Below are 12,841 nucleotides of genomic sequence, written 5' to 3'. Positions count from 1 at the left end.
CGAAACAGGGAGTGAATTAACATGAAGAAAATTCGTGTATTGATTGCAAAACCAGGACTTGATGGGCACGACAGAGGAGCACTCGTAGTGGCTCAGGCATTGCGTGATTATGGTATGGAAGTAATTTATACAGGATTAAGACAAACCCCTCAACAAATCGTAGCAGCAGCGATACAGGAAGATGTTGATGCTATTGGTCTTTCTTGTTTGTCGGGTGCGCACAATGAATTATTCCCTGAAATCGTCTCGCTGTTAGAAGCGAGGCAAGCAGGGGATATTATTGTAGTCGGAGGTGGCGTTATACCATGGGAAGACATTCCTTTTCTTGAATCGAAAGGGATCCAGAAGGTGTTCACCCCAGGTACACCTACAAAGGATACGGCAATTTATATTGAAAAAGCTGTTTTTGAACGCGACGGTATACAGAAGACGGAGAAAGAACCTCCGAAGAAAATCGATCATATTGGCATTGCCGTTTCATCACTTGAAGAATCACTGCCGTTCTATGTTAATCAACTTCATCTAAAGCTTGAAGCAATTGAAGAGGTAGCATCTGAGGGAGTAAAAGTGGCATTTATCAAAATCGGCGAGTCGCGAATTGAACTTCTAGAACCGATGAGTGAAGATAGTCCGATTGCATCTTTTATTCAAAAAAGAGGAGAAGGAATCCACCATATCGCTCTTGCAGATGATCGTATTGATGCGAGGTTGCGAGAATTATCGGCAAATGGAGTGAGGCTGATAAATGAAACTCCAGTAAAAGGGGCAGGTGGAGCTAATATTGCTTTTTTGCATCCTAAGTCAGCAGGAGGAGTACTTTACGAGCTTTGTGAAAAGGATACGAAGGAGGAAGCGTAATGGACATGTACGATAAAATTAATGAATTGTATGATCGACGTCGAGAGGTAGAGCTTGGTGGTGGAGATGAACGAATTAATAAACAGCACGAGAAGGGGAAACTAACAGCAAGAGAGCGCATTGATTTACTTGTAGATCCAGGTTCTTTCGTTGAATTAAACTCCTTTATTGAGCACCGCTCACAGGATTTTGGAATGGCAGATAATAGTGCTCCAGGTGAAGGAGTTGTGACTGGGTACGGGAAGGTAAATGGAAGGCCAATTTACCTATTTGCGCAAGACTTCACAGTTTTTGGTGGCGCACTTGGAGAAATGCACGCTAAGAAGGTTGCGAATGTAATGGACCTTGCTGCACGTAATGGGGCACCGATCATTGGTCTGAATGACTCTGGAGGTGCTAGAATTCAAGAAGGTGTGTTATCATTGGACGGGTATGGTCATATCTTCTACCGAAATTCGATCTATTCTGGAGTCATTCCACAAATTTCTGTCATTATGGGACCGTGTGCTGGTGGGGCCGTTTATTCACCTGCTATTACTGATTTCGTTTTTATGGTAGAGGACACAAGTCAGATGTTTATCACTGGACCAAAAGTAATTGAAACTGTAACACGAGAGAAAATTTCTGCGGAAGATCTTGGCGGAGCCAAAGTGCACCGATCAAAGAGTGGAAATGCCCATTTTACAGGCAAAACAGAAGAAGAAGTACTCGCAAGTGTTCGTGATCTTGTGAACTATCTACCTCTTAATAATGAAGAGAAAAGCCCAATCAAAGAAACACCTGAGCGAGATGATTTTTGTCCAGATCTAGCTGATATTGTTCCATTTGACTCTACAAGACCGTATGACGTTAGGAATGTAATTGAATCCGTGGTGGATAACGATTCATTCCTTGAAGTTCAAGAGCATTTCGCGAAGAATATCGTCATTGGCTTTGCCAGAATTAAAGGAGAAACTGTTGGCATGATCTGCAACCAGCCAAAAGTGATGGCGGGTGGACTTGACATTGATTCGTCCGATAAGCTTTCTCGATTTATTCGCTTCTGTGATTCATTTAATATTCCTCTCATCACGTTCGAGGACGTTACAGGTTTCTTCCCAGGTATAAAGCAGGAGCACGGAGGAATTATTCGTCATGGAGCGAAAATTCTATATTCCTATTCAGAAGCAACAGTTCCAAAGATAACGGTTATACTAAGGAAAGCATATGGCGGGGCTTACGTTGCATTAAATTCCAAATCAATTGGAGCGGATCTAGTTTATGCTTGGCCGAATGCGGAAATAGCGGTTATGGGTCCAGAGGGAGCAGCAAATGTTATTTTTGCTAGAGAAATTAACGAAAGCGACAATCCTGAACAGACGCGTGCCGATAAAATTGAGGAGTATCGCGAGAAATTCGCCAATCCTTACATAGCAGCTTCACGTGGCATGGTTGATGATGTCATCGATCCTCGTGAAACGAGAATTAAATTGATTGAAGCTTTGGATTTAATGAAAAATAAAAAAGAAGAGCGTCCGAAGAAGAAGCACGGCAATATACCACTTTAAACAGAATTCTAGGAGGCAAAGCACCATGATTAATGAACAAAGACTTGTTGATGAGTTTTTGGAACTCGTCCAAATTGATTCTGAAACAAAACATGAAAAGAAAATCGCTGGTATTCTTAAAGAGAAATTCACAGCACTTGGTGTTGAAGTAGAAGAAGATGATGCGGCTAGTAAAACGGATCACGAAGCTGGTAATTTAATTTGTACATTAAAAGGCACTGTTGAAGATGCAGATCCGATTTATTTCACGTCTCACATGGATACAGTAGTGCCAGGTAACGGCGTAAAACCGACAATCAAAGACGGATATGTTGTAACGGATGGCACAACGATTCTTGGTGCAGATGATAAAACAGGGCTTGCAGCTATGTTTGAAGCGATTCGTGTTCTAAAAGAACAGAACATCGAGCATGGTACTATTCAGTTTATTATCACGGTTGGTGAAGAATCAGGATTGCAGGGCGCGAAGGTGCTAAACCCAGAGAAAATTATTGCTAAATTCGGTTATGCCCTTGATAGTGATGGCGAAGTAGGCAAAATCATCACAGCTGCGCCAACTCAGGCCAAAATCAAAGCTACCATTTATGGTAAAACTGCTCACGCAGGTGTCGCACCTGAAAAGGGAGTTTCAGCTATTACAATGGCCGCTAAATCGATTGCCAAAATGCCTCTTGGTCGTCTAGATGACGAAACAACTGCTAATATTGGACGATTTGAAGGTGGTTCCCAAACGAACATCGTATGCGATTACGTAGAAGTTCTTGCTGAAGCACGCTCACTTGTTCCAGAGAAGATGGAAGGACAAGTAGAAAAGATGAAGAAGGCGTTTGAAACAACAGCTACAGAGATGGGTGGATCAGTCGATCTTGATATTCAAGTGATGTATCCAGGCTTTAAATTCAGCGACGGAGACTATGTTGTTGAAGTAGCGAAGAAGGCCATGGAGAAAATTGGACGCCCTTCTGAGCTCCTGACAAGTGGTGGAGGAAGCGATGCAAACGTCATCGCTGGTCACGGTATTCCTACCGTCAATCTCGCTGTTGGATATGAAGAAATTCACACGAAGAATGAGCGGATGCCAGTTAAAGAATTAGTTAAAGTATCTGAAGCGGTTGTATCCATCATTAAAGAAGTTGCAAGTGCATAAACGAACCTGGGAACATTGTCGCATTTTGGACAATGTTCCTTTTTGTTACTATGCTGTCTGTGGCGAGTTTCCTATATTATGTTAAAATAGATTGGTGTATTTACAATTATTGAAGTGGAAGCGGTGTTGACATGGACTCTATTCAAACTCATAAACTTATGAATTATATGCGTGGAACATATAAGGTATTAGAAAATGAATGGCAAAAAAATGCAAGGGAAATTGGACTAACACAGGCAGAGCAACATGTAATGTGGATTGTCTTTATAGAAAAGGAAGTAACGATTACTAGAATATCTGAAATTGGATTATGGGATGTATCCACAGTGATGCAAGTACTAAAACGCCTCAAGAACAAAGCGTTCGTAAAGCTTGAAAAGAAATCCAATGACCGACGTGTTTCTTATGTAAGTCTTACTGATGAAGGTCTAGAAAAAGTGGATGCTAGCACACAATATTCGTATTCTGTTATGAGGTATTTGGATGAATATCGAGAAAAGTCCGAAGAACATGCAGAGTTCTTAAAAGAGATGTACCAATTTCAGCTAGACTTTAATAAGCATTTTCACGGTAGTGAGTTTGTAAATTGGGTCGAAAAGCAAAAGCTTCCGACCAGGTGACAGGCACCACCCGGTTTAGCTCGGTTTAACTCGAATTATGTCGATAGTTGTGTTAGTTAAGGAGGTGGTCGTAATGGATAAGCGAGGGATGCAGGGACGGGGACGGATTATCTTTCATGTTGACATGAACAGCTTTTACGCTTCAGTTGAAGCAGCACATAACCCAGAATTACGAGGTAAACCACTTGCTATTGCTGGTAATGTTGAAGAAAGGCGTGGCATTGTCGTAACAAGCAGTTATGAAGCAAGAAAAAAAGGTGTAAAAACAACTATGCCCGTATGGCAAGCGAAAAAGCTCTGTCCAGAGCTACTCATTATGCCACCTAACTTTCCTCTTTATCGACAAACTTCTCTCCAAATATTCGAACTGCTAGAATCGTATACCCCTCTCGTTCAACCAGTCTCAATTGATGAAGGATATCTGGATATGACCGATGACTGTGGTGGCAAAAGCCCCGTAGTTATTGCTGAGGAAATACAGAAGAGGATCTATGACGAAATTGGCATCCCTTGTAGCATTGGGATTGCGCCTAATAAATTTCTTGCCAAAATGGCTTCTGATATGAAAAAGCCTCTTGGTATAACAATTTTGCGAAAACGTGAGATTGATAAATTGCTTTGGCCCCTCGATGTGGGGGAAATGCACGGGGTAGGAAAGAAAACAAAAGAGAAACTACAAGAACTTAAAATCACAACAATCCACGATCTCGCCCATGCCAACCCTCTTCAATTAGAAATGAAGCTTGGGATTAATGGGAAGCGACTCCATGAACGAGCCAATGGACACGATGATCGACCAGTGGATCCAGACGCTATCGACGAATTTAAAAGCGTAGGAAATTCAACCACCTTTCCTGAAGATCTTGTAGATCACAATCGAATTAATATTGCATTAACGAATCTTGCTGATTCTGTTGCAAAACGAATGGCCAAGAAAAACGTGCTGAGCTTTAATATTCAGTTAACGATTCGATACAATGATCGAACGACTGTGACTAGAAGCAGGAAACTACAAAATCCTATTTCACAGTCAGGTGATATTCTAGAAGCAGCGCAACACCTATTTGAGAAGAACTGGTCTGGACAGCCAATTCGTTTGCTTGGCGTCACAGGCCAAAGCCTCGTTGATCAGAACGAAGCAACAGTACAGCTAGATTTATTTTCGTTCGAAGACGATACAAAACGTGTTGACCTGCAGAATACTATAGGATCGATACGAGCTAAATACGGTGAAAGCTCCCTTCTAAAAGGTAACCAGCTTGGTAAAGATGGCAGTCATAAACTAAGAGATGAAAAGCGACGCGGTACGAGTCTTGACCGTGATTTTCTTTGGAATTACAAAAAGAAGAAAGAGTAACGGAAGAATGAATATGGTACCTAATACCTTGTATTTAAACATGGCACAAATCAAAGAAGCGGAAAGAAAACAAGCAGAAGCAGATCAAAAACGAGATGGGAAAGGATAGGTACCGTCATGTTCGAGGTTCGTTTATAAAGATAACCCCATACTATACCTGCTAGCACAGCAGCTACAAGCAACAGAAAAGCTCCTGCATAGATGTGTGCGCTCATGTATAGAAGCGCTGCTAGAATAATCGGATAGCGTAAATTTGATTTTTCTACCTGATCTTGTACAACTCCTCTCCAGAACAGTTCTTCTCCAGGAATAATTACAAGGATAAGGCTAACATAGTGCCATCCTTGTTCTGGAGCAACAAGACGATATAACTCTTCTAGTTGCGTTATCGACTCGGGGAAAAGGTACAGCATAACTAATTTGCCTATATAAAAGATAAGGTATAAAAGAATGCCACTTCCGAGTCCATAGAAAATGTGTAGAGGAGACGGTGTTTTCCATCTGGCGTTTCGGATTGAAAAGATACCAAGCACAAGGAGTGAAGCTGTGAAGAGCGGCCAGAATAAGTCTTTGAAAAGGAAGAATGATAAAAAGAGTAGAACGTGAGCGAGTACGATTGTTCCTAATAATTTGCGGATAGACACGAGTTTCAGCTCCTAATAAATGAATTCATACATACAGTTTAGCTGATGTGCTTTAGGTTTGCGACTAACTGATTTCAAAAGGTGGAATGGTAATGGAAATCATATTTCTTGGAACTGGTGCAGGTATTCCCTCTACAAAACGCAACGTAAGTTCTTCAGCCCTACGGCTGGACTCAGGGGACATATGGTTATTTGATTGTGGAGAAGCAACGCAACATCAAATTCTCTCTACATCCATTACACTTAGCAAAATAACGAGAATTTTCATTACGCACTTACATGGCGATCATATTTTTGGTTTACCCGGGATTCTTGGAAGTCGTTCTTTTCAAGGTGGAGAATCAGAGCTTGTCCTCTATGGTCCTAAGGGAATTAAGCCATTCATTGAATGCGCATTACGTGTGAGCAACACCCATCTCAGGTATCCATTGCGAATTGAAGAAATAGAAGATGGAATGGAACTAAAAGAAAAAGGGTTAACGATTGAAACAGGCCTTCTCGAGCACGGAATTGATAGCTTTGGCTATCGTTTAGAAGAAGATGATAAACCAGGTCCATTAAATGCTGATAAACTAATGGAGCTAGGGGTGAAGCCGGGGCCGATCTATAAGAAGCTCAAGGATGGCCAATCGATTGAACTTGAGAACGGTCAAATTATACATCCAGATGATGTCACCGGTCCTGTGATTAGAGGTCGGTGCATTGTGGTTTGTGGTGACACTCGATATACGAATAAAGCTGTTAATTTGGCGAAAGGTGCAGATATACTCGTTCATGAAGCAACATTTTCTGAAGAGAAGCGAACGCTCGCATATGATTATTTTCACTGTACTACAGCCGAAGCAGCGTACGTTGCCCATAAGGCAGAAGTTTCGAAGTTAATAATCAATCATATTAGCTCTCGTTATCAGGATCAAGATATAAATGATTTACTTAATGAGGCAAGAGCAGTCTTTCGAAATACAGACATTGCCTTTGATCAGATGACATTCCAAATCCCATTAAGAAAAGCTGGCTCATCTTGAGTCAGCTTTTCTTGTAAGAGATTATTTAATTCCATCCTCGTTCATATTGCTTCGGTGCTTGAAGTTCTGCGCCAAGTTCCGATGCCGCCGTTCGAGCCCAGTAGGGGTCTCTAAGAAGTTCTCTTGCTAGTAAAACTAAATCTGCTCGATCATTGTGAATAATTTCTTCAGCTTGTAGTGGGTGTGTAATTAGTCCAACAGCACCTGTAGGAATGTTAGCTTCATTCCTAATTCTTTCAGCGTGTGTAACTTGATAGCCTGGATATGCATTGATTTGTGCTGGAACTACACCACCTGTACTGCAGTCGACAAGATCTACACCCTGTTCTTTCATTTCCTTCGCGAAATAAATGAAGTCGTCAATTGTGTTTCCTTCTTCATCATATTCATCGGCAGAAATTCTCACAAACAATGGTCCGCTCCAGACTTCTTTCACTTCAGAAATGACTTCTCTTAGGAAACGATAGCGGTTTTCTTTTGAACCACCATATTCATCAGTGCGCTTGTTTGTTAGGGGTGAAAGAAATTCATTCATTAAGTAACCGTGAGCACCGTGCAATTCGATAACATCGAACCCAGCTTCATTTGCTCTTCTGGCGCCTTCTTTGAATGCGTGGATAGTTTCTTTTATTTGATCAAAGGTCATCTCTTCTGGGGTTTTCCTATCTTCACTGAAAGGAATAGGTGAAGGGGCAATAATTGGTCCATCTAGCACTGCTTTTCGACCAGCATGTGCAAGTTGAATACCGACTTTCGCTCCTTGCTCCTGAGAAAGTTGAACAATCTTCTTTAACCCTTCAATATGTTCATCACTCCAAATTCCCAGATCCTGTGGAGAAATCCGGCCTTGTTTAGTGACTGCTGCAGCCTCGGTAATAATAAGTCCTGTTCGACCCACAGCCCTTGAAGTGTAGTGTGTATAATGAAAGTTTGTCGCTTTACCATCTTCTGCTTCACATGAGTACATACACATCGGACTCATGACAATTCTGTTAGGAAAAGTGACGTTTTTAATTGTATAAGGTGTAAATAATGCTGATGACATCGTATCTCTCCTTTGTTACTTCTTTCGTGACCCTAAAAGTATAGCACTCGCAAGAATAGATGTCGCAAATCATGCTTTACCGTGATACAAAGCTCCACAAACTTTTCCACCATGGTTGTCTTTGCTGTGAAATTTGCTTGTTGTGCATGATATTAAGAGCGAGATCAGGAACATCTGTCATGAGACCATCTACTTCCCAATCAAGAAATTGTCTGATCCATCTTTCCTCATTTACCGTATATGGACGGATTTTAATCCCATGTGAGCGGATTGTTGTAATCTGCGATTCAGTTACAAGTTTATACTGTGGGTGAAGGGCTTTCGCTTTTAGTTTCTTTGCATACTTACATGGTTCGTTTAAATTTCCTTTATAGAGCGGCGCGGTTTCTAGTTTTGACCATAATTTATGAACATCAAGAAGACGCTGATGTTCAAAACTTGATATAACTGTATTCTTCTCAGAACGAAACTTTTTAATAAGTGGGATCGTCGTTCTCGCAAGCTGATCATCGTATTCATTGTAATATTTCAATTCAACATTTAGCCATAAATCTGGGTATTGGTTTGCCCATATGAGTACTTCTTCGAGGGAAGGAATACGTTCATTCTTGAAGTTTGAAGAAAACCAGCTCCCAGCATCAAGCTTTTTTAAATCCTCAAAACTCGTTTGAGTAACAGTACCTCTCCCAGATGTAGTTCGCTTTAATGTTCGATCATGAATCACGACAGGAACGCCGTCTTTTGAGAGCTGAACATCGATTTCAATTCCTTCTGCACCAATTTCTACAGCGCGTTTATAAGCGCTCATTGTGTTTTCAGGACATTGTCTGCTCGCTCCTCTATGAGCAAAAATGATTGTCATGATTTCCCCCATTTCTTCTGGTCTTTTCGGGATTTGTATGTATAAAATATGATAAACGGATCAAGAGTTCATAAAAGTCCGTCTATTCCCATTAAACCTACCAAAAACAGGTGTTATTTGCAAAAAGTAGAGACATAAGAGGGGGGCTTAGGATATGGGAAAATGGCAAACAAAAGAAACCTTAATGTATTTGCTATCGAGGTTGGTTGAACATCACAGTGTGACTGGTACTTATCCTGAAGTTGCTCTTGCGGAGTATATACATCTGCAACTTCAGGATTTGTCATATTTCAAGGAGAATCCTAACCAGCTCGCTCTGCATCCTACTAGTGATGGACGGTCTTTTGTTACTGGTCTGGTGAAGAACGGCGATTCCAAAAAAACAGTTATATTAATTAGCCACTTTGATGTTGTTGATGTTGAAGACTTCGGCCAGCTGAAAAATCTTGCCTTTAGTCCATACGATCTTACGGAAGAAATATATAAGAATCTTGATAAAATGCCAGAAGATGTTCAAGAAGACCTTAAAGCAGGCGAGTGGTTGTTTGGTCGAGGAGTTATGGACATGAAAGCAGGTCTAGCGCTACAAATGAGCATGCTTGAAAAAGCTAGCATGGGTGCTTTCGATGGAAACGTCCTTCTTTTAACCGTGCCTGATGAGGAAGTGAACTCTCTTGGCATGATTGAAGCTGTACCTATTCTTGTAGAGCTTGCGAAAGAATATGGACTTGAATATATAGCCTGTTTAAACTCAGAACCTGTTTTCACAAATTATCCTGGTGACCAGAATTTATATGTCTATACTGGTTCTATTGGAAAGCTTCTTCCAGGATTTTTCTGTTACGGACAAGAAACGCACGTTGGTGAACCTTTCTCAGGGTTAAATGCGAATTATATGGCAGCAGAAGTAACCAGACAGCTTGAACTTAATTCTGATTTTTGTGAAGTGATTGATGGGGAAGTTACGCCTCCCCCGACAAATTTAATGCAAAAAGATTTAAAAGAAGAATATTCCGTTCAAATCCCACATGTTGGCGTCACTCTTTTTAATGTGCTTGGAATGGAAAGTAGTATTCAAGACATTACTGATAAATTGCTTAAAGCTGTTGGAATAGCCGCAAAGCGTATAGAGGCTCACTATTTTGCAAGGGCAACTGAATTTTCAAAGCTACAAACTTATGTACCAAAACCTTTTCACGTGAAGGTTCTAACGTATGAGCAGCTCCACGAACGAGCAGTGGAATTGTTCGGAGAAGCAGAAATTAAACGTCGTCAGGATTATATCACAGCAAACTTTAAGGATCTTGGGGATCGTGATCTTTCTACGAGAATGGTATTTGATCTTGCGGCTCTATGTAAAGAGGATGGACCGATGATCATTCTTTTCTATAATCCTCCTTTCTATCCTGCAGTCTCATCACGTCATGATCCGTTTATTCAAGAAACGATTAAGGAAATTGTTTCTTATAGTAAGGCAAAACATCAAGTAACGCTTAAGCCACAGCATTATTTCCCTGGCCTTTCTGATTTAAGCTTTGTTGGACTCGAGCGAACGAAAGAAACAATTCAGCCTCTAATGGATAACATGCCATTGTATGGTCAATCTTATGAACTACCACTTGATGCATTAGAGCAACTTAAGGTTCCTGTTATGAACCTTGGACCTAAAGGAAAGGATGCTCACAAGTGGACGGAGCGTCTGGAGGTAACCTACTCATTCGAAACGCTACATGACATGCTACCATTTGCTATTAGTAAACTCCTCCGGTGAGCTTTCTGTTTAATGAGGGTAGTAAAAATTTGATATGATTATAGGGCAAAGAAAAAGGAGCCCTTTATGATTAAAACAATACGTATGATAGCACTTGTGTTATTTGCTTTCTTTTTTGTACTCGCAGGTATTGCCCACTTTGCTCAAGGAGAGGGCTTTGCCGCTATGTTACCTGAGTGGATTCCTTTTCGACTGGGACTCATTTACGTAACGGGCTTGCTTGAGATCATTCTTGCAATTCTCCTTATATGGCCAAGTACAAGAAAGCGGGCAAGGTTCTGGACAGTGGTTTATTTAATTGTTATTTTCCCAGCTAATATTTATGCAGCAATTGCGGGAATTCCGGCACCAGGCCAACAGGAAGCCAATCAAACCCTTCTGTGGGTCAGACTATTTTTTCAGCCATTATTAATCTGGTGGGTCTACTGGGCCGCGAAACCAAAAGACAGCATGACAAAATAGTCATGCTGTTTTTTTATTTGTAAATAACGTTGTTAACAACTGAAACTTTTAGGGAATAGTAGATATAGATGTAGAAGAGGAAGGAGTAGTTGGAATGGAACAAGCAACGATTAATATTAAAGGAATGACATGTGAACATTGTAAGTCAGCTGTTCGTACCGCTTTATTAGAACTTGAAGGGGTATCTGCAGTAGAGGTACATCTAGAAGACGGTCATGCAGATGTGACGTTTGATTCTAATAAGGTCCTTACTTCGAAGTTGAAAGAAGCCGTGGAAGAACAAGGATACGATGTTGTATAGCAACTCAAAAACCAGCTGACTAGTCAGCTGGTTTTTGTGTCGTTTTATCTATTAAAAGTTTATTTAGAATGTGTGAGCCGCGTCTATCGCACGTGCAATAGCATCCTTTTTAATTTGTTCTGCTTTTTCTGGCATCGCATTATGCCCTTCTACAAACAAACCATCGAACTTTGGTACACCATAGAATTGCATCATAACAGAGAAGTATCGGTGTCCCATTTCCATTTCTGCAGCTGGCCCTTCAGAATAAACGCCACCACGTGCTTGAATATGAATCGCCTTTTTATCGGTAAGAAGTCCAACTGGACCATTTTCTGTATACTTAAAGGCTTTTCCTGCTACAGAGACAGAATCAAGATACGCTTTCATGACTGGTGGAAATGAGAAATTCCATAGTGGTGTAACAAATACGTATTTATCTGCGGCAATGAATTCATCACTTAACTCGTTAAGGCGCTGAACTTTTTCCTTTTCACTTGCAGACAGTTCATCAAATCCTTGCCCAGATTGGAGTTTGCCCCATCCGCTGAAAACATCAGCATCGATTTGTGGAATGTGTTCACGGTATAGATCAATATGAACCACTTCATCATTCTGATTAACTTCTCTGTAAGTATCAATAAATGATTTCCCTACTGCCATACTATAAGATTGTGTATCATCATGTGGATGTGCTGTAATATATAAAACTTTTGCCATTTCGATATACATTCCTTTCAGGTTGAATTTATTTATCTCATATTAAGATATCTTTAATTCAAGATAAATGATAAAGCATATAAATAAATGAATCAACTAATCTGCTTATGACTTATAAAAAGTTATTTTTAGTTAAGTCTTTTTTCTGAAAGTTTTTATTGGAAAGAGGTATTGTGAAAAAACTACACTTAGCTGATTGGAGCGGAGATCAACCAATCCTTTCATTATGATCGTTTAACATATGAAAAAAGACTTGCCATATAGGCAAATCTTTTTCTACTGTTTTCCCGTGTGTAACTGATATGGATTGCAGCTAATACACTTTCTAATTTCATCAGTCATTTTAAAGGGTTCTTTTTGAAAATTACTTGAAGGGGCAGAATAGATCTTGCTTCCATCATAATGAAGAGGTTTATTCATCATTTATGGTCCTCCTTCCTTTATTATCTATATTTTACCTGCAAATAGCCTCTAAATAAATTGTTTTATTGGAAGATCGGATA

At 40.4% G+C, this 12,841-nt stretch carries 14 protein-coding genes; 9 read left to right on the top strand and 5 right to left on the bottom strand.

Going from position 1 to position 12,841, the window contains the following annotated elements; translation table 11 throughout:
- Positions 1-21: 21 nt before the first annotated feature.
- From mce to FBF83_RS12255, 5 genes are all read left to right on the top strand, one after another.
- A complete protein-coding gene (gene mce, locus FBF83_RS12275) occupies positions 22-858 on the top strand; it encodes a methylmalonyl-CoA epimerase (protein ID WP_136947452.1) in 837 nt (278 codons plus the stop codon).
- Positions 858-2,405: an acyl-CoA carboxylase subunit beta gene (locus FBF83_RS12270; RefSeq protein ID WP_136947451.1), complete on the top strand. Its 1,548-nt coding sequence runs from the start codon at positions 858-860 to the stop codon at positions 2,403-2,405. Before mce ends, FBF83_RS12270 begins: the two co-directional genes overlap by 1 nt.
- Positions 2,406-2,430: 25 nt before the next feature.
- Positions 2,431-3,552: a M20/M25/M40 family metallo-hydrolase gene (locus tag FBF83_RS12265; protein ID WP_136947450.1), complete on the top strand. Its 1,122-nt coding sequence runs from the start codon at positions 2,431-2,433 to the stop codon at positions 3,550-3,552.
- Between the two features lie 131 nt (positions 3,553-3,683).
- On the top strand, positions 3,684-4,172 hold the full coding sequence (locus FBF83_RS12260; protein ID WP_136947449.1) for a transcriptional regulator, SarA/Rot family: 489 nt from the start codon (positions 3,684-3,686) through the stop codon (positions 4,170-4,172).
- A 73-nt stretch (positions 4,173-4,245) separates the two neighbouring features.
- A complete protein-coding gene (locus FBF83_RS12255) occupies positions 4,246-5,529 on the top strand; it encodes a DNA polymerase IV (RefSeq protein WP_240688083.1) in 1,284 nt (427 codons plus the stop codon).
- A gap of 50 nt (positions 5,530-5,579) precedes the next feature.
- Here the strand turns inward: FBF83_RS12255 and FBF83_RS12250 are convergent, their stop codons facing one another.
- Complete coding sequence (locus FBF83_RS12250; protein WP_136947448.1) at positions 5,580-6,173, bottom strand: CPBP family intramembrane glutamic endopeptidase; 594 nt, start codon at positions 6,171-6,173, stop codon at positions 5,580-5,582.
- A gap of 92 nt (positions 6,174-6,265) precedes the next feature.
- On the opposite strand from FBF83_RS12250, the gene rnz reads away from it, so the two are divergent.
- Positions 6,266-7,198 (top strand): ribonuclease Z, encoded by a 933-nt coding sequence (gene rnz / locus FBF83_RS12245; protein WP_136947447.1) that lies wholly within the window; start codon positions 6,266-6,268, stop codon positions 7,196-7,198.
- Between the two features lie 25 nt (positions 7,199-7,223).
- Here the strand turns inward: rnz and namA are convergent, their stop codons facing one another.
- A complete protein-coding gene (gene namA, locus FBF83_RS12240) occupies positions 7,224-8,243 on the bottom strand; it encodes an NADPH dehydrogenase NamA (RefSeq protein ID WP_136947446.1) in 1,020 nt (339 codons plus the stop codon).
- A 76-nt stretch (positions 8,244-8,319) separates the two neighbouring features.
- A complete protein-coding gene (locus tag FBF83_RS12235) occupies positions 8,320-9,105 on the bottom strand; it encodes a glycerophosphodiester phosphodiesterase (protein WP_169525422.1) in 786 nt (261 codons plus the stop codon).
- 154 nt (positions 9,106-9,259) lie between these two features.
- On the opposite strand from FBF83_RS12235, the gene FBF83_RS12230 reads away from it, so the two are divergent.
- From FBF83_RS12230 to copZ, 3 genes are all read left to right on the top strand, one after another.
- Complete coding sequence (locus tag FBF83_RS12230) at positions 9,260-10,876, top strand: M20/M25/M40 family metallo-hydrolase (protein WP_136947444.1); 1,617 nt, start codon at positions 9,260-9,262, stop codon at positions 10,874-10,876.
- Between the two features lie 66 nt (positions 10,877-10,942).
- On the top strand, positions 10,943-11,338 hold the full coding sequence (locus tag FBF83_RS12225) for a DoxX family protein (protein WP_136947443.1): 396 nt from the start codon (positions 10,943-10,945) through the stop codon (positions 11,336-11,338).
- Between the two features lie 94 nt (positions 11,339-11,432).
- Positions 11,433-11,639: a copper chaperone CopZ gene (copZ, locus tag FBF83_RS12220; protein ID WP_136947442.1), complete on the top strand. Its 207-nt coding sequence runs from the start codon at positions 11,433-11,435 to the stop codon at positions 11,637-11,639.
- A 63-nt stretch (positions 11,640-11,702) separates the two neighbouring features.
- Here the strand turns inward: copZ and FBF83_RS12215 are convergent, their stop codons facing one another.
- Complete coding sequence (locus tag FBF83_RS12215; RefSeq protein ID WP_136947441.1) at positions 11,703-12,338, bottom strand: FMN-dependent NADH-azoreductase; 636 nt, start codon at positions 12,336-12,338, stop codon at positions 11,703-11,705.
- A 276-nt stretch (positions 12,339-12,614) separates the two neighbouring features.
- Entirely contained in the window at positions 12,615-12,761 is a 147-nt protein-coding gene (locus FBF83_RS20910) for a hypothetical protein (protein ID WP_169525420.1), read from the bottom strand.
- Positions 12,762-12,841: the final 80 nt, after the last annotated feature.

This window comes from Guptibacillus hwajinpoensis, assembly GCF_005144865.1.
GTDB classification, from domain to species: Bacteria; Bacillota; Bacilli; order Bacillales; family Guptibacillaceae; genus Guptibacillus; species Guptibacillus hwajinpoensis_A.
This window is presented reverse-complemented; position numbering and strand designations above follow the sequence as displayed.